Source organism: Chryseobacillus diguaensis, assembly GCF_049220665.1.
Lineage (GTDB): Bacteria > Bacillota > Bacilli > Bacillales > Bacillaceae > Metabacillus_B.
Window position 1 is genome coordinate 439,132 of the sequence record NZ_JBMKNV010000001.1, and the last position, 17,315, is coordinate 456,446.

Below are 17,315 nucleotides of genomic sequence, written 5' to 3' on the forward strand. Positions count from 1 at the left end.
AATTTTAAAGCGAGAAAATAATGATATTTATAACCGATCAGTCATTTTTTAAGCTGTTTTCTCTATAAATAGTACAAAGGGGTGGAAACATGCGGCTTAGCGATTTAAGCGGAAAAGAAATTGTGGATGTAAAAAGAGCGGAACGACTTGGGGTTCTTGGTCAAACCGATCTTGAAATCAATGAGCAGACAGGCGAAATAACAGCGCTTGTGATTCCGGCATTAAAATGGTTTGGGTTTAGAAAGCAGGGAGATGAAGTACGTGTTCCCTGGCAGCATATCGGAAAAATTGGCACAGATATGATTATTATCGATATTCCGGAAGAATTGAAAAAAGGTGACTGACGATCTTGTCAGTCACCTTTTTTTGTGCCCTCTTAAAAGGCTGTTTTCTCAAAGATTGCTGCTATTAATACGTCGCGGCATCTTTTCTTAAAATTGTCAGATATACTCTTGCTCTGAATTTACTTTTATGGATGAAAAAATAAAAAAGTTTTAGAAAGGCTGTTTTCGCAAAGATTGTTGCTATTCGTATAGTCTTAGAACACGCATAAAGAATAGCTTCGTGGCATCTTTTCTTAAAATTCGCAAGTGTATCCATGCTCTATAATCACTTAAATGGATGAAAAAACAACAAAGTTTAGAAAAGAGCACTTTTAAAAGTGGCAGAATGTCAATCACCCAGCGGAATGCCTTTTCATATGATGTTGGAGTAGAAGTCTAAGTCATCATTCCAGAAAAGGATAAAGAAGGTGAACATTCAACATGTTAACGGGATTGAACATAGCTGTTATTGGAGGAGATGCCAGACAGCTTGAGGTGATCCGAAAACTGGCAGAACTCGATGCAAAATTATGGCTTGTTGGATTTGAACAGCTTGATCATGGTTTTACAGGAACGAACAAAACCAAATTGGAAGAAGTCGACTTATCCATCATTCATGCAATAATTCTCCCGGTATCCGGAACCAGTCTGAATGGGCAGGTAGATACCATTTTTTCCAATGAAGAAATCAAACTGACAGCTGAAATACTTGCGAGGACTTCTGATGATTGTGTTATCTATTCGGGAATCAGCAATGCCTATTTAAATAAAGTAACAAAAGAAGCAAACAGAAAGCTGATTCAATTGTTCGACAGAGATGATGTAGCCATTTACAATTCCATCCCTACTGCAGAAGGAACCATTATGATGGTTATTCAGCATACTGATTTTACGATTCATGGTTCGAATGTTACGGTACTTGGTCTCGGCAGAGTCGGAATGAGTGTCGCAAGAACATTTGCAGGGCTTGGAGCAAAAGTAAAAACAGGAGCCAGAAAATCAGCTCATCTGGCCCGGATCTCGGAGATGGGGCTAACGGCATTTCACCTTGAAAATTTAAAAGAGGAAGCAGCAGATACGGATGTAATGATTAATACGATCCCTTATCAAATACTTACAGCTGATGTTATATCAAATATGCTGCCGCATTCTTTAATCATTGATCTTGCATCTAAACCTGGAGGGACAGATTTCGCTTATGCTGAGAAACGGGGCATTAAAGCTCTGCTTGCTCCAGGGCTGCCAGGTATTGTGGCACCGAAGACAGCCGGTCAAATTATCGCTAACGTATTGTCACAGCTGCTTCATAGCCAGCTCGAAAAGGGAGGTTCATTAAATGAAAATGAAAAATAAGCGGATCGGATTTGGGCTTACCGGTTCTCACTGCACGTATGAAGCGGTTTTTCCGCAAATAATAAAACTGGTAGAAGAAGGCGCTGAAGTGCTGCCAATTGTAACAAATACCGTTCAAACCACAAATACCCGGTTTGGGGAAGGGGAAGAATGGATTGCTAAAATTGAGGCTGTAACAAGCCATAAAGTCATTGATTCGATCATTAAAGCAGAGCCGCTTGGTCCTAAAATTCCCTTGGACTGTATGGTGATTGCTCCTTTAACAGGCAATACTATGAGTAAAATGGCAAACGCCATGACGGATTCACCTGTACTGATGGCAGCAAAAGCTACTCTCCGTAATCATCACCCTGTTGTTCTTGGGATATCTACAAATGACGCACTAGGTTTGAATGGCGCTAATTTAATGAAGCTGATGGCGGCTAAAAATATTTATTTTATTCCCTTTGGTCAAGACAATCCATTTAAAAAACCGAATTCAATGGTTGCGAGGATGGAGCTCTTGCTTGAAACCGTAGAAGCAGCCCTGGAAAACAAGCAGTATCAGCCTTTAATTATTGAGCGCTTCAGGGATGAAGAATAACCTATTCATTATTTCAGATGGTTTCTATAGAAAAACGTTAACGCTGAGCTGCCTTCTATGATAAAATATTACCTAACATCAAATTGACAAGAGAATATTGATGCTTGATGATTGGATTTGTGGAAGGAGATACAGTTCATGGATACAAAAGGATATCGAATTGCAGTCGTTGGTGCAACGGGTGCTGTAGGTAAAGCCATGCTCAAAACATTGGAAGAACGAAATCTTCCCATATCAGAACTCAAAGTATTGTCCTCTAAACGATCTGCAGGAAAAAAAGTCACCTTCAAAGGGAAAGAATACACTCTAGAAGAGGCTGTCCCTGAAAGCTTTGAAGGCATCCAGATCGCCCTGTTCAGTGCAGGGGGAAGTGTTTCAAAAGAACTCGCTCCTGAAGCTGTTAAACGCGGAGCTGTTGTTATAGACAATACAAGCGCTTTTAGAATGGATCCTGAAGTGCCGCTTGTTGTTCCTGAAGTGAATGAAGAAGATATAAAAAAACATAATGGCATAATTGCCAACCCTAATTGCTCTACGATTCAAATGGTGGCTGCGCTTGAACCGATCCGTGCTGCATACGGCTTGAAAAAAGTTGTTGTTTCGACTTACCAGGCTGTTTCTGGAGCGGGAGCCGCTGCTATAAATGAATTAAAGGATCAGGCAAGAGCCATTTTAAACGATGAGCCATTTAAACCTGAAATTCTTCCGGTGAAAAGCGAAGAGAAACATTATCAAATCGCTTTTAATGTTGTTCCTCAAATTGATAAATTTGAGGAAAATGGCTATACCTTTGAAGAAATGAAAATGATTAATGAAACGAAAAAAATTATGCATATGCCAGAGCTTCATGTTGCTGCAACCTGTGTTCGGCTTCCGGTTGTAACAGGACATTCAGAATCAGTCTATATTGAGATTGAGAAAGAAACGGCTTCTGTTAAAGAGATCCATCAGCTGCTTGAAAATGCCCCAGGTATTACGCTTACTGATGATCCTTCAAATCAGGTTTATCCTATGCCAGCAGATTGCGTTGGCAAAAATGATGTTTTTGTAGGTCGAATCAGGAAAGACTTAGATCAGGAAAATGGCTTTCATTTATGGGTTGTTTCAGATAATCTGTTAAAAGGGGCAGCTTGGAATTCTGTCCAGATTGCTGAAAGCATAATCAAACTTGATTTAATATAAAGGCTGGAACGAAGAGAGTTAGGAAATCGCCTGCTCTCTTCTCTTGCGTATTTTAGGCAGAGGTGAAACGGTAGATATGAAGATAATTGTTCAAAAATTCGGAGGAACTTCTGTAAAGGATGACAAGGGCCGCACACTTGCCCTAAGCCACATACAGGAAGCGATTAAAAATGGTTATAAAGTTGTAGTAGTTGTATCTGCAATGGGACGAAACGGAGACCCTTATGCAACTGATTCGCTGCTGAATCTTTTGTACGGCAGTTCGGGAATTGTTTCAAAGCGCGAACAGGATATGCTATTATCCTGCGGAGAGACGATATCTTCAGTCGTTTTCTCAAGCATGCTGAAAATGAACGGGGTCGATGCTTGTGCCTTATCAGGAGCTCAAGCTGGTTTTTTGACAAGCAATGAACATACGAATGCGAAAATTTTAGAAATGAATTGTGACAGGCTCAAAGGGTTTTTGAATCATCATGATGCGGTTGTGGTAGCAGGCTTTCAGGGAGCAGCCCCAAATGGCGATGTAACGACGATCGGAAGAGGGGGAAGCGATACTTCAGCAGCAGCCCTTGGAGCAGCACTTGATGCAGAATTCATCGATATTTTCACAGATGTAGAAGGTGTTATGACGGCAGATCCCCGTATTGTAGAAGCTGCGAGACCGCTCTCCACCGTTACGTATACGGAAATATGCAACCTGGCTTACCAGGGTGCAAAAGTTATCCACCCAAGAGCAGTGGAAATTGCTATGCAGGCAAAGGTGCCGATGAGAATTCGCTCTACTTACTCCTCATCCCTTGGAACATTGGTTACCTCTCATCATACAAAAAAGCAAGGCAGTGATATACACGAACGAATTATCACTGGGATAGCCCATATGGCCAATGTGACACAAATTAAAGTGCCAGCCAAGGAAGGAACGTATAATGTTCAGACCGAGGTATTTAAGGAAATGGCCAAAAACGGAATCAGTGTAGATTTTTTCAATATCACTCCAAGTGAAGTGGTTTACACGGTGCATGGAGATGTTAGTGAAAAAGCTGTTCAGCTTCTTCATGATCTTGGATATCAGCCTGCCGTTACCCCTCATTGTGCAAAGGTCTCAACAGTTGGGGCATCTATCATGGGTGTACCTGGTGTTATGTCGCGTATCGTTACAGCACTTTCCTCAAAAGAAATTCAAATCCTTCAATCGGCTGACAGCCATACAACGATTTGGGTTCTTGTAAAGGAAGAAGACATGATCCAAGCTGTAAATGCCCTTCATGAGTGTTTTGAATTATTTAAATAGGCTCTTTGTTTTTCATTGAAGTGCACGTGTTCAAATAAAAATACACCTTGAAGAGATGCCCCGAAGCTTATCTTTAAAGGTGTTGTAAACAAATAAGAATAGTAATAGTCTTTTCGAAAACATCTATTAAATAAGGAGTGTCCCTAAAATGAGTTTCGGCAAAGTATCAACTGCAATGGTTACCCCATTTGATAAAAATGGGAATATTGATTTTGACAAAACATCAACGCTCGTAGAATACTTAATTCAGCATGGGAGCGACTCATTGGTCGTTGCCGGTACAACAGGAGAGTCACCGACACTTTCGTCTGAAGAGAAAATTGCCCTGATTAAACAAGTTGTTTCAGTAGTAAATGGCAGAATTCCAGTGATTGCCGGAACAGGGTCCAACAATACGCAAGCTTCTATAGAGTTAACGATAAAAGCAGAACAAGCTGGCGCAGATGCCATTATGCTTGTTGTACCGTATTACAATAAACCGAGCCAAGAAGGAATCTACCAGCATTTTAAAGCAATCGCTGAAAAAACGAGCCTGCCTGTAATGGTATACAATGTACCAGGCAGAACAGCAGCCAGCATGTCACCTGAAACGGTGATCAGACTTTCAGAAATACCGAACATTACAGCGGTAAAAGAGGCAAGCGGGAATCTGGATGCCATTGCTGAAATCATTGAAAAGACGCCTGATAGCTTTCTGGTCTATTCAGGGGACGACAGCCTGACACTTCCTGTCCTTTCAATAGGAGGTACTGGTATCATATCTGTTGCATCTCACATAATCGGCAATGAAATGCAGGATATGATACAGACTTTTGTATTAGGTGACGTAAGAAAAGCAGCTGCCATTCACAGAAAGCTTTTGCCGGTTATGAATCAGCTTTTTACTGCTCCAAGTCCTTCACCGGTTAAAACGGCTCTTCAAATTAAAGGATTGGATGTCGGTTCCGTAAGGCTCCCTCTGCTTCCTTTGACGGAAAAGGAAAGAACTGAACTTACTGCCTTAATCCTTAGATAGCGGCATCAGGTAACAACAGAAATGTTTTAAAGGGGATATGATAAAGCATTAGCCAGGGCCAATCAGTGATTGGCCCTATCTGCTGCAATAAATTCGGGATGTTCCATACATAGATGGTTTAATCTTGTATTATCAAAGAGCCATTAGTATAATGGAACCTAGTGATATGTACGGGGATATAACAATAGGGAGGATTTTGGAATTGAATCAATTACAAACAGAGAATATTAAGCTGATCGCCCTAGGGGGCGTTGGAGAAATCGGCAAAAACATGTTCGTGGTGGAAATCGGTGCGGACATTTTCGTTATGGATGCAGGATTAATGCATCCAGAAGGGGAGATGCTTGGGATTGATGTCGTTATCCCTGATATATCTTACCTTGTTGAGAACCGCAGCAGAGTAAAAGCAGTCTTTTTGACGCATGGGCATGATGAAAACATCGGCGGGATTTTTTATGTACTTCAAAAGCTGAGCATTCCTGTATATGGAACAAAGCTAACTCTTGCCTTGGTTTCAGAAAAGCTCAAAGAATACGGCTTAAAGCAATCCGCTGATTTAAGAAGGATTACTGCTGATTCCGTTATTAAATTCGGAAAAGTGAAAATTTCATTTTTTGGCACAAATCACAGTATCCCTGATTCTGTGGGAGTATGCTTCCACACAGCAGCTGGAGCTATTGTACATACGGGTGATTTCAAATTTGACCAGACTCCTGTAGGTTCTCAAACAGCTGAGATCGTCAAAATGGCCAATATCGGAAAAGATGGCGTCCTATGCCTTTTATCTGACAGCACGAACGCTGAAAAACCCGGTTACAGCGGATCAGAGGCTGTCGTTGGCGAAGAGATTTCAAAAGTTATGTATATGGCCGAAGAACGGGTAATCGTTGCTGTATTCTCTTCAAATCTTTACAGGATACAGCAGGTTCTAAATGCTGCTTATGAGAATGGCAGAAAACTTGTAATCGCAGGCAAAAACATGATGAACATCGTGCAGACTGCCATAAGGCTTGGTTATATCACTGCAGAAGACGATTTATTTATTACGATGAACGAAATGGAAAAGTATCCTAAGAATAAACTTGCTATTTTAACAACTGGAAGCCATGGCGAACCGCTTGCTGCATTAACAAGAATGGCCAAGCATTCACATAAACAGCTCAATATTGTGGAAGGTGATACTGTTCTGATTTCAGCAACTCCGATACCAGGACATGAGCTCGCCTTCTCGAAAACTGTGGATCTGCTATACCGGGCGGGAGCAAATGTCGTGTTTGGACAGAAACAAATACACGTTTCCGGACATGGCCATCAGGAAGAGTTAAAGCTGATGCTGAATTTAATGAAGCCGAAATTTTTTATCCCTGTAAACGGCGAATTTAAAATGCAAAAGGCTCACGAAAAACTGGCAGTATCAGTTGGCATTAAAAAGGAAAATATATTCCTTATTGAAAAAGGCGATGTGGTCGAATTTTTGGAAGAAGAAGTCAGAACCGGCTCTAAAGTTCCTTCAGGCAATGTACTGATTGACGGGCTTGGAATTGGAGATGTCGGTAATATCGTACTCCGCGACAGACGGCTTTTATCTCAGGACGGGATATTAATCGTTGTGGTAACACTCGATAAATCCAAGAAGATGATTGTAGCTGGACCCGAAATTCTTTCAAGAGGTTTTGTATACGTAAGGGAATCAGAAGAACTGCTCGATAAAGCGACTGGCATCGTTTCTGAAATTGTAGAAAAATGCATGAAGGAATATAACATTGAATGGTCTTCCATAAAGCTGAGTATTAGGGAAGCGCTGAACCAGTATTTATATGAAAAGACTAAAAGAAGACCGATGATCCTTCCGATTATCATGGAAGTTTAATAAAAGGCTACAAAATAAGAATGGGCCTGGATGTCAAATCCAGGCCCATTTAGCATGAAATCCTTCCTTCAGAACATACTAAAATAAGTATACTGAAAGGATGGAGTTTAATGACCTATACTTCGAACAATGAACAGTCTGAAAATCCGCAGCAGCCTGGTAAAGAAAACGATAAAGAGCGATCTCTCGTTGAAAAAATACAGCAGCTTGGGCAAACAAGCGTACCTCAAATGGGACAAGAATCAAACATTCACTGCCTTACAATTGTTGGACAAATTGAAGGGCACATGCAGCTGCCTCCTCAAAACAAAACGACGAAATACGAGCATGTCATCCCTCAAATAGTAGCGATTGAACAAAATCCTAAAATTGAAGGTCTTCTCGTAATCCTTAATACGGTCGGGGGGGATGTGGAAGCTGGTCTTGCGATAGCTGAGATGCTTGCTTCTATTTCCAAACCCGTTGTTTCCATCGTTCTTGGAGGAGGACACTCCATCGGTGTGCCGATAGCAGTCGCTTGCGATTATGCGTTTATTGCTGAAACAGCAACAATGACGATTCATCCAGTGAGGCTGACGGGACTGGTCATCGGTGTTCCTCAGACCTTTGAATATCTTGATAAAATGCAGGAGAGGGTCGTCAATTTTGTCACAAAGCATTCAAAAATATCAGAGGAAAAATTTAAAGAACTAATGTTTTCAAAAGGCAACCTGACGAGAGATATTGGGACAAACGTGGTTGGCGGAGATGCTGTAGAATATGGGCTGATGGATGAAGTGGGCGGCGTCGGCCAGGCCATTCGAAAATTGAACGAAATGATCGATAAAGAGAGACCGGAACAAAAAGAGCAGGTGCTGCAATGATTATGTACACCATTGTTCCTCAAGAATTACTGTTTCAAGCCGATGAGTCTGTGTCAAATAGCCATTCTGCCATAGAACTGAATGGGGTTCCAATGCTTGTCCAGCAAACCGGTGACCAATCTTGTGAAATCGTTCGGCTTTTGAGCAGCAACCCTCAGCATTACTTAGACAGCCAATATGCTCCTGGCCAAAAAATCAATATTAGCTATAGACTGTCGTAACAAAGACATTGGTAATTGTGGTATAATAAAACAGCATAATAGCTTCAGCAGCCTGAAGGGCTGCTTCTTATTTTTAATGGCTCTTTTCTTAAACTTTGTTGTTTTTTATGCGTTTAAGTGAATATAGAGCAAGAATACATCTGCGAATGTGAAGAAAAGGTGCCACGAAGCTAATCTTTTTACGTGTTCTAAGACCATACGAATAGCAACAATCTTTGCGAAAACAGCCTTTTTTTATAGAGATCCTTCTTTTTTTGACACGAAAGCAGCAAAATTTTATAACGATAATGAGAATTTATGGTCCGGGTGATGATATGGCAAAAAAAAAATTAAGGCAAAAGAAGAAACCAGACCGAAACAGGCCAGCGCTGACGTTTGAATTAACTGGGATTGCACTGGCTGTTATTGCTCTGATTTCAATGGCGAAGCTTGGAGTGGTGGGACAAACCTTTGTTTACTTATTCCGTTTTTTTGCCGGTGAATGGTACATGCTCTTTTTATTAGGTCTTTTAGCAGCAGGTATTTATGTTTTTTGGAAAAAGAAAAAACCTTCTTATTTTACTAGAAGGATGGTTGGTATCTATTTAATTGTTTCGGCCATTCTTCTTTTGACACATATTCGTCTCTTTGAAAATTCCTTTAATAGGGGAAATCTGATATCAACGAGTGTGATCCGCAATACATGGGATCTATTTATGATGGATGTAAAAGGGGAGACGGCAACCCATGAGCTTGGGGGAGGAATGATTGGAGCAGTCTTATATGCAAGCTCCTACTTTTTATTTGCCTCTACGGGTTCAAAAATTATTTCTTTTGTTTTTATTGTTATTGGAATCCTTCTTGTTACAGGAAGGTCGCTTCAGGAAACACTTCATAAGCTTTTCTCGCCTGTTTTCCGGTTTTTCCGAATGCAGCTTCTTGCTTTTGCTTCTGATATCAAAGGAATTCCTGGTGCCATTCGCAAAAAGAAAAAGCAGCCAAAGACATCAAGAGCAAAACAGCCTCGGAAAGAGAAACAGGATAATCTTCCGGAGACTCAGGAAGAAGAAGGCTATTCTGTCCAAATGGATGCTGAACCGATTATTTCAAGTTTTGCAGACAGAGATGTTCCTATTCAGGAGATAACACCTGAGAAGGAAGATAAATATCAGCAAAAAATGAAAAAACCGGCTGAAGATAAGCAGGAGAATGAAGAACCTGCTGTAGCCATTGCTTTCACAGAGGTAGAAAATAAGGATTATAAAATTCCTCCAATCAATCTGCTCGCACAGCCGAAGCACAGCGGGCAAAATACGGATAAGAAAAATATTTACGAAAATGCCCGGAAGTTAGAGAAAACCTTCCAAAGTTTTGGAGTAAAAGCTAAAGTGACCCAGGTGCATCTAGGTCCTGCAGTTACAAAGTATGAAGTGTATCCGGATGTGGGAGTCAAGGTTTCAAGAATTGTTAATTTAAGTGATGATCTTGCTCTCGCATTAGCCGCAAAGGATATCCGGATAGAAGCACCTATTCCTGGTAAATCAGCTATAGGCATTGAGGTTCCCAATTCTGAAGTGGCAATGGTATCTTTGCGGGAAGTTCTTGAATCAAAAGCTAATGACAGGCCGGGAGCAAAGCTTTTGATAGGTCTTGGAAGAGATATTTCAGGCGAGGCTATTCTTGCAGAGATGAACAAAATGCCCCATCTTCTTGTAGCTGGAGCTACCGGCAGCGGAAAAAGTGTTTGTATCAACGGCATCATTACAAGCATACTCATGAGGGCTAAACCTCATGAAGTAAAAATGATGATGATAGATCCAAAGATGGTAGAGCTGAATGTTTACAATGGCATTCCCCATTTGCTTGCACCGGTTGTAACAAATCCTAAAAAAGCTTCACAAGCTTTAAAAAAAGTGGTCAGCGAAATGGAGCGCAGGTACGAGCTGTTCTCCCATACTGGAACAAGGAATATTGAAGGCTATAATGATCAAATCAGAAGAGGCAATGCAGAGGAAGGAATGAAAAATCCTGAATTGCCGTATATTGTGGTCATTGTGGATGAGCTTGCTGACTTAATGATGGTTGCTTCTTCAGATGTAGAGGACTCGATCACCCGTTTGTCACAAATGGCGCGTGCTGCGGGAATTCATTTAATTATCGCTACTCAAAGACCATCTGTAGATGTTATTACAGGTGTCATTAAAGCAAATATTCCTTCAAGAATTGCATTTAGTGTTTCTTCCATGACCGATTCAAGAACCATTCTTGATATGGGGGGAGCTGAAAAGCTTCTCGGCAGAGGAGATATGCTGTTTCTTCCTGTAGGGGCTTCAAAACCCGTTCGTGTACAGGGAGCATTTCTTTCAGATGAGGAAGTTGAAGAAGTAGTCGATTTTGTTATTTCGCAGCAAAAAGCGCAATATCAGGAAGATATGATTCCTACTGATACTCAAGGCGGCTCATCAATGGAAGTCAGTGATGACTTATATGAGGAAGCTGTGCAGTTAATCATTGATATGCAAACGGCTTCTGTCTCAATGCTTCAAAGGCGCTTTCGAATTGGATATACGCGTGCAGCGAGGCTGATTGATGCAATGGAGGACAGAGGAGTAGTAGGTCCTTATGAGGGAAGTAAACCAAGAGAAGTGCTTATGACAAAAGAGCAGTATGAAGAAATAAGCTCTTAATATGTTTTTTGCTTAAAAGAGGAACCGAATGGTTTCTCTTCTTTGGTTCATTTTCTTTTTGTATGGCTAACAGGGATCATGGGTGATAAAGGTAATAAAAATAGTGTTTTCCTGTTAAAAGTTTACATAATATATTTATTTAATATTAATCGTAGGTAAAAAGTGTTACGACTTTTCGACAATAATATTAAAATTTCTATTTATTTCTCTATAAAAACATGATATATTATTTTCGATTGGAAAAAGGTAACACATCTGATGTCTGATCACTACTTGACGGGGGCAAAAGAATGACTATAAAGTCAGACAATCGTCACTTATATTTACAGGTTATTGATAGAATTAAAGAAGATATACAAAAAGGCGTTTACCAGGAAAAAGAAAAATTGCCTTCTGAATTTGAACTGTCCCGTCATTTGGGAGTAAGCAGAGCAACTTTGAGAGAAGCACTTCGTATTCTTGAAGAAGAAAACGTCATTATTCGCAGACATGGGGTTGGAACGTTCATTAATTCCGTTCCATTGCTTACTTCGGGAATTGAACAGCTCAATAGTGTAACCGCTATGATTGAGCAGGGAAATCTGAATCCGGGAACAGTATTTTTATCATCATCCGTAACAGGACCGACTGAAGAAGAAATGACCCGCTTTAAAATGAAATCAGAAGAGGAAATTTTTCAGCTGGAAAGAGTAAGAACAGCTAATGGTGAACCAGTTGTTTACTGCCTCGATAAAATTCCTAGAAACATACTGCCGGAGGCTTTTGCCAAAGAGCAGGAATCCCTATTTGTTTTACTGCAGGAAGAAGCAGAAAAGTATATTACTTATGCAGTCACCCACATTGAACCAATCGGATATCACGAAAAAATTTCTCCTCTCCTGGAATGTGATCCTGAAACCGCACTTCTACTTCTTAAACAAATGCATTTTGATAAAAATGACAAACCGGTTCTTTATTCGCTTAACTACTTTCGGGCTGATAAGTTCAGCTTCCATGTTGTACGCAAAAGATTGTGAAAATTGTGATACTAAAGGGGGTGATCGTTAAAAACTAGAAGGCCATGCAATATATTAAGCAATAAAATTATAGGGGGATAAATTAGATGAAGATGAAAAAAATGGGCTTGGCACTTTCTGTTGTCCTTGCGGCCGGCACAATCCTTGGAGCTTGCGGTAAGTCCGACAAGACAGGCGGATCTGCTAGTGAATTTACCGTAGGTATGGTTACTGATGTTGGCGGTGTAGATGATAAATCATTTAACCAATCCGCATGGGAAGGCATTCAGGAATTTGGAAAAGCAAACAATATGGAAAAAGGCAACAAAGGGTACAACTATCTTCAATCTTCAAGTGATGCAGATTATGCGACTAACTTGAATACTATGGTTCGCCAAAAATTCGATCTAGTATATGGGATTGGATTTAATCTTCAAAAGGCTATTACAGAAATTGCTTCTAAACATAAAGATACAAAGTTTGCAATTGTAGATAGCGTTGTTGATGCTCCAAACGTAGCGAGCATCACGTTTAAGGAAAATGAAGGTTCTTTCCTTGTTGGGGTAGCAGCAGGTCTTACAACAAAAACAAACAAAGTCGGTTTTGTCGGCGGTGTGAAAGGTGACTTAATCGGCAAGTTTGAAGCTGGATTCGTTGCAGGGGTAAAAGCGGTAAATCCGGAAGCTAAAGTTGACGTTCAGTATGCAGGTTCATTCGCTGCTGCGGATAAAGGTAAAGCAATTGCAGCATCTATGTACGGTTCTGGCGCTGACATCATTTATCATGCATCTGGTGCAACAGGAAACGGTGTATTCTCAGAAGCAATTGACGAAAAAGTTCAAGATCCGAATCGTGAAATCTGGGTAATCGGTGTTGACAAAGACCAGCATGATGAAGGAAACGGCAAAACAAAAGACGGAAAAGCATTTAACATTACGTTAACTTCCATGGTTAAGCGTGTAGATGTAGCTGTAAAGGATCTTTCTGAAAAAGCAAAAGAAAATAAATTCCCTGGCGGTAAAATCATTGAGTACGGTTTAGACCAAAATGCCATTGGCATTGCTCCTTCCAAGGATAACCTGAAAGAAGATGTCATTAAGAAAATTGATGAATATCAGCAAAAAATCGCCAAAGGTGAAATTAAAGTTCCAACTAAACCATAAAGAATAGCATTCCCTTAGAAAAGGCTAGATTCCTTCTAGCCTTTTTCTTAGGAAAATATCAAGCTTAATCTTCAGCTTGAAGCCTGCAAAGCTTTTTGCAAGTTTCCAGCTGGAGATTTTAAAAGGTTAAAGCACCTTCAAGCTCACGAAAAGGAGTGAAACCAGATGGATTATGTAATTGAAATGCTTGGCATCCGAAAAGAATTTCCAGGCATTGTAGCGAATAATAACGTTACCCTTCAAGTGAAGAAGGGTGAAATACACGCTCTGCTTGGGGAAAACGGAGCGGGAAAATCGACCTTAATGAATGTATTATTCGGTTTATATCAGCCCGAAAAAGGTGAAATCAAAGTAAAAGGCAAAAGTGTACAAATTTCAAATCCTAATATCGCAAATGACTTAGGAATAGGTATGGTACACCAACATTTTATGCTTGTCAATACGTTTACTGTCACTGAAAATATTATTCTAGGCGGAGAACCAAGCCGATTCGGAAAAATTAATATGAAAGAAGCCGAGAATAACGTCCGTGAAATCTCTGAAAAATATGGACTATCAGTAGACCCTTCAGCGAAAATCTCTGATATTTCAGTAGGAATGCAGCAGAGGGCGGAAATTTTGAAAACACTCTACAGAGGGGCTGAAATTTTAATCTTTGATGAGCCTACAGCTGTATTAACCCCTCAGGAAATCAAAGAACTGAGTGCTATTATGAAATCGCTCGTAAATGAAGGGAAATCGATTATATTAATCACTCATAAGCTAAAAGAAATTATGGAAATATGCGACAGGGTTACTGTGATCAGAAAAGGAGAAGGAATTGGAACAGTTAATGTTTCTGATACGAATCCGAATGAACTGGCATCATTGATGGTTGGCAGAGAAGTGCTTTTCCGTACTGAAAAAACACCTGCGGCACCAAAAGAAGATGTCCTGGCGGTTAAAGATCTGACAGTTAAGGACAGCCGTCAAGTAACAGTTGTCGATTCTCTTAATCTTGCAATCAAAGCCGGAGAGATTGTTGGGCTTGCTGGAGTAGACGGAAATGGACAGACAGAATTAATTGAAGCGATTACTGGACTCCGTAAGTCTGATTCAGGATCCATTCTATTAAACGGCAAAGAAATAAGCCAATTAAAGCCTAGAAAGATCAGCGAAGCAGGGATAGGCCATATTCCGCAGGACAGGCATAAACACGGCCTTGTTCTTGATTTCCCAATTGGAGAAAATATGGTTCTTCAAACTTATTACCAGAAGCCTTTTTCAAAAAAAGGGATTATGAACTTCAAGGGAATTTATGAACATGCTGAAAAATTAATTAAGGAATTTGACGTCAGGACACCAAGTTCTGAAACACAGGCAAGAGCTCTTTCAGGGGGCAATCAGCAAAAGGCAATCATCGGGCGTGAAGTGGACCGTGATCCAGACCTGTTAATTGCAGCCCAGCCGACACGCGGACTTGATGTGGGGGCTATTGAATTTATTCATAAAAGAATTATCGAACAGCGGGACAAAGGAAAAGCGGTCTTGCTCTTATCCTTTGAGCTGGATGAGATTATCAATTTAAGCGATACCATTGCAGTTATCTACGAAGGAAAAATTGTGGCTGTCGTAGATCCTAAAGAAACGAATGAACAGGAATTAGGATTATTGATGGCTGGAAGCAAGCGCAGGGAAGAAGGTGAAATTACATGAAATTAGCCCGTTATTTTCATCTTTTAATACCACTGATTTCTGTTTTGCTTGGTTTAATTTGCGGAGCCGTCATTATGCTGGTAAGCGGCTATGATCCGATTGCAGGTTATAGTGCATTATGGTCAGGAATTTTCGGAGATCCATTTTACATTGGAGAAACAGTCAGGCAGCTTACCCCATATATTCTTACGGGATTGGCAGTGGCCTTTGCGTTTAGGACAGGCCTTTTCAATATAGGAGTTGAAGGACAGCTTATTGTAGGCTGGCTTGCGGCTGTGTGGGTTGGTCTTGCTCTGGATTTGCCGATGATTATCCATCTGCCGCTTGCGATCCTTGCAGCAGCGGCTGCAGGTGCAGCATGGGGATTCATACCAGGATTTTTAAAAGCCCGTTTTAAAGTTCATGAAGTAATCGTCAGCATCATGATGAACTACATTGCTCTTTATGTGACAAACTACCTTATCCAGAATGTTTTAACAGACAGCAAGGATCAGACTGAACTTATTCACCCGTCAGCATCTTTAAAATCAAGCTTTCTAGAATCGATTACGAATGATTCTACGATGCATTTTGGTATTATCATTGCCCTAATCGCTGCTGTTGTTATGTGGTTTTTACTGGAAAAAACGACAAAAGGATTCGAACTTCGAGCAGTTGGGTTTAACCAGCATGCAGCTCAATATGCAGGAATGAATGTTAACCGCAATATTGTGCTTTCAATGGTTATTTCAGGAGCCTTTGCTGGAGTTGCCGGTGCTATGGAAGGTCTTGGAACGTTTGATTATGTTTCAGTGAAAAGTGCTTTTACGGGCATTGGGTTTGACGGCATTGCCGTTGCGCTGCTTGGAGGCAATACTCCCGTAGGCATTATTTTCTCAGCATTCCTTTTCGGGGCGCTTAAAATCGGGGCGCTTAATATGCCGATGGAAGCAAATGTACCGAATGAATTGGTCGAAATTGTGATTGCACTTATTATCTTTTTTGTAGCTTCCAGTTATTTTATCCGCTGGATTCTGCTTCGTTTTAAGAAGGAGGGAAAAAGTTGAGCATACTGGAGGCGTTAAATATCATTTTCCCGGCTGCCTTATTTATGGCAGCGCCGCTTATTTTCGCAAGCTTAGGGGGCGTTTTCAGTGAGCGGTCGGGTGTTGTCAACATTGGTCTTGAAGGGTTAATGGTCATCGGAGCTTTTGTTGGAATTGTTTTCAATCTTTTTTTTGCCGATACCTTTGGAGGAGCTACTCCTTGGCTTGCGCTTCTTGCGGCAATGATTGCAGGTGCTTTATTTTCTCTTCTTCATGCCCTTGCTACTGTTACATTCAGAGCGGATCAAACTGTCAGCGGGGTTGCGATCAATTTTCTTGCAATAGGACTTACTATGTTTTTAGTAAAGAATTTTTACGGAAAAGGCCAGACAGACCGCATCACTGTCAGCTTTAATAAAATAGATATTCCTGTTCTTGATAAAATCCCTTTAATTGGAAAGTGGTTCTTTTCAAACGGTTATATTACTTCGTATTTGGCTATCATTTTTGCGCTGGCTGTTTGGTACGTTGTATATAAAACACCATTTGGCCTAAGACTGAGATCAGTCGGCGAGCATCCGATGGCTGCTGATACAATGGGAATTAATGTTACGAAAATGCGCTATATTGGCGTTATGCTTTCAGGTGCATTCGCTGGTGTTGGAGGAGCCGTTTATTCCATTATTATTTCCAGAGATTTCAGTCATGCCACAATAAGCGGTCAAGGGTTTATGGCCCTTGCAGCTTTAATTTTCGGAAAGTGGAATCCGCTTGGTGCAATGGGGGCAGCTCTCTTTTTTGGACTGGCGCAAGGACTTAGCATTATCGGAGGATCCATTCCTTTCTTAAAAGATGTTCCGGATGTTTATCTTTTAATTACACCGTATGTTTTGACAATTCTTGCCTTAACCGGATTCATTGGAAGAGCAGATGCTCCTAAGGCACTGGGAACCCCGTATGTAAAAGGAAAGAGATAAAGAATTTTTGTGGAGCTGCATGATGCAGCTCCTTTTTGTTTAGCCTAATCTGGATAAGAAATATCTATTCCTTATTTTTCAAAGAATAGAACT

Annotated in this window: 15 protein-coding genes; all 15 read left to right on the top strand. The window is 40.7% G+C overall.

The annotated features are described in order from the left end of the window. Positions 1 to 89 precede the first annotated feature (89 nt). Positions 90 to 344, top strand: a complete 255-nt coding sequence (locus ACOT8F_RS02175; RefSeq protein WP_421649902.1) for a YlmC/YmxH family sporulation protein — start codon at positions 90 to 92, stop codon at positions 342 to 344. A gap of 420 nt (positions 345 to 764) precedes the next feature. Beyond that, complete coding sequence (gene dpaA, locus ACOT8F_RS02180) at positions 765 to 1,676, top strand: dipicolinic acid synthetase subunit A (protein ID WP_421649903.1); 912 nt, start codon at positions 765 to 767, stop codon at positions 1,674 to 1,676. Beyond that, complete coding sequence (locus ACOT8F_RS02185) at positions 1,660 to 2,259, top strand: dipicolinate synthase subunit B (RefSeq protein ID WP_421649904.1); 600 nt, start codon at positions 1,660 to 1,662, stop codon at positions 2,257 to 2,259. The genes dpaA and ACOT8F_RS02185 overlap by 17 nt, the downstream gene beginning before the upstream one ends. A 138-nt stretch (positions 2,260 to 2,397) precedes the next feature. Beyond that, positions 2,398 to 3,441: an aspartate-semialdehyde dehydrogenase gene (asd, locus tag ACOT8F_RS02190; protein ID WP_421649905.1), complete on the top strand. Its 1,044-nt coding sequence runs from the start codon at positions 2,398 to 2,400 to the stop codon at positions 3,439 to 3,441. A gap of 76 nt (positions 3,442 to 3,517) precedes the next feature. Next, positions 3,518 to 4,732 (top strand): aspartate kinase, encoded by a 1,215-nt coding sequence (gene dapG / locus ACOT8F_RS02195; RefSeq protein ID WP_421649906.1) that lies wholly within the window; start codon positions 3,518 to 3,520, stop codon positions 4,730 to 4,732. A 148-nt stretch (positions 4,733 to 4,880) separates the two neighbouring features. Next, positions 4,881 to 5,747, top strand: a complete 867-nt coding sequence (gene dapA / locus ACOT8F_RS02200; RefSeq protein WP_421649907.1) for a 4-hydroxy-tetrahydrodipicolinate synthase — start codon at positions 4,881 to 4,883, stop codon at positions 5,745 to 5,747. Between the two features lie 202 nt (positions 5,748 to 5,949). After that, positions 5,950 to 7,617 (top strand): ribonuclease J, encoded by a 1,668-nt coding sequence (locus tag ACOT8F_RS02205; RefSeq protein ID WP_421649908.1) that lies wholly within the window; start codon positions 5,950 to 5,952, stop codon positions 7,615 to 7,617. Positions 7,618 to 7,727: 110 nt separating this feature from the next. Next, positions 7,728 to 8,480, top strand: a complete 753-nt coding sequence (locus ACOT8F_RS02210; protein ID WP_421649909.1) for a ClpP family protease — start codon at positions 7,728 to 7,730, stop codon at positions 8,478 to 8,480. Next, positions 8,477 to 8,701 carry a YlzJ-like family protein gene (locus ACOT8F_RS02215; RefSeq protein WP_421649910.1) on the top strand — a complete coding sequence of 75 codons (225 nt, stop codon included), beginning with the start codon at positions 8,477 to 8,479 and terminating at the stop codon, positions 8,699 to 8,701. The genes ACOT8F_RS02210 and ACOT8F_RS02215 overlap by 4 nt, the downstream gene beginning before the upstream one ends. A gap of 314 nt (positions 8,702 to 9,015) precedes the next feature. Beyond that, positions 9,016 to 11,367 carry an FtsK/SpoIIIE family DNA translocase gene (locus tag ACOT8F_RS02220; RefSeq protein ID WP_421649911.1) on the top strand — a complete coding sequence of 784 codons (2,352 nt, stop codon included), beginning with the start codon at positions 9,016 to 9,018 and terminating at the stop codon, positions 11,365 to 11,367. A gap of 290 nt (positions 11,368 to 11,657) precedes the next feature. Then, complete coding sequence (locus tag ACOT8F_RS02225) at positions 11,658 to 12,383, top strand: GntR family transcriptional regulator (protein ID WP_421649912.1); 726 nt, start codon at positions 11,658 to 11,660, stop codon at positions 12,381 to 12,383. 86 nt (positions 12,384 to 12,469) lie between these two features. Beyond that, on the top strand, positions 12,470 to 13,525 hold the full coding sequence (locus ACOT8F_RS02230; protein ID WP_421649913.1) for a BMP family lipoprotein: 1,056 nt from the start codon (positions 12,470 to 12,472) through the stop codon (positions 13,523 to 13,525). A 165-nt stretch (positions 13,526 to 13,690) separates the two neighbouring features. Continuing rightward, a complete protein-coding gene (locus ACOT8F_RS02235) occupies positions 13,691 to 15,220 on the top strand; it encodes an ABC transporter ATP-binding protein (RefSeq protein WP_421649914.1) in 1,530 nt (509 codons plus the stop codon). Beyond that, positions 15,217 to 16,266: an ABC transporter permease gene (locus ACOT8F_RS02240; RefSeq protein WP_421649915.1), complete on the top strand. Its 1,050-nt coding sequence runs from the start codon at positions 15,217 to 15,219 to the stop codon at positions 16,264 to 16,266. The genes ACOT8F_RS02235 and ACOT8F_RS02240 overlap by 4 nt, the downstream gene beginning before the upstream one ends. 44 nt (positions 16,267 to 16,310) lie before the next feature. Further along, positions 16,311 to 17,222: an ABC transporter permease gene (locus ACOT8F_RS02245; protein ID WP_421650035.1), complete on the top strand. Its 912-nt coding sequence runs from the start codon at positions 16,311 to 16,313 to the stop codon at positions 17,220 to 17,222. Positions 17,223 to 17,315 lie beyond the last annotated feature (93 nt).

What these genes read in the sequence shown, in the direction of transcription:
- ACOT8F_RS02175 (WP_421649902.1), top strand. Translation starts at nt 90, where the DNA reads ATGCGGCTTAGCGATTTAAGCGGAAAAGAAATTGTGGATGTAAAAAGA.
- dpaA (WP_421649903.1), top strand. Translation starts at nt 765, where the DNA reads ATGTTAACGGGATTGAACATAGCTGTTATTGGAGGAGATGCCAGACAG.
- ACOT8F_RS02185 (WP_421649904.1), top strand. Translation starts at nt 1,660, where the DNA reads ATGAAAATGAAAAATAAGCGGATCGGATTTGGGCTTACCGGTTCTCAC.
- asd (WP_421649905.1), top strand. Translation starts at nt 2,398, where the DNA reads ATGGATACAAAAGGATATCGAATTGCAGTCGTTGGTGCAACGGGTGCT.
- dapG (WP_421649906.1), top strand. Translation starts at nt 3,518, where the DNA reads ATGAAGATAATTGTTCAAAAATTCGGAGGAACTTCTGTAAAGGATGAC.
- dapA (WP_421649907.1), top strand. Translation starts at nt 4,881, where the DNA reads ATGAGTTTCGGCAAAGTATCAACTGCAATGGTTACCCCATTTGATAAA.
- ACOT8F_RS02210 (WP_421649909.1), top strand. Translation starts at nt 7,728, where the DNA reads ATGACCTATACTTCGAACAATGAACAGTCTGAAAATCCGCAGCAGCCT.
- ACOT8F_RS02215 (WP_421649910.1), top strand. Translation starts at nt 8,477, where the DNA reads ATGATTATGTACACCATTGTTCCTCAAGAATTACTGTTTCAAGCCGAT.
- ACOT8F_RS02220 (WP_421649911.1), top strand. Translation starts at nt 9,016, where the DNA reads ATGGCAAAAAAAAAATTAAGGCAAAAGAAGAAACCAGACCGAAACAGG.
- ACOT8F_RS02225 (WP_421649912.1), top strand. Translation starts at nt 11,658, where the DNA reads ATGACTATAAAGTCAGACAATCGTCACTTATATTTACAGGTTATTGAT.
- ACOT8F_RS02230 (WP_421649913.1), top strand. Translation starts at nt 12,470, where the DNA reads ATGAAGATGAAAAAAATGGGCTTGGCACTTTCTGTTGTCCTTGCGGCC.
- ACOT8F_RS02235 (WP_421649914.1), top strand. Translation starts at nt 13,691, where the DNA reads ATGGATTATGTAATTGAAATGCTTGGCATCCGAAAAGAATTTCCAGGC.
- ACOT8F_RS02240 (WP_421649915.1), top strand. Translation starts at nt 15,217, where the DNA reads ATGAAATTAGCCCGTTATTTTCATCTTTTAATACCACTGATTTCTGTT.
- ACOT8F_RS02245 (WP_421650035.1), top strand. Translation starts at nt 16,311, where the DNA reads ATGGCAGCGCCGCTTATTTTCGCAAGCTTAGGGGGCGTTTTCAGTGAG.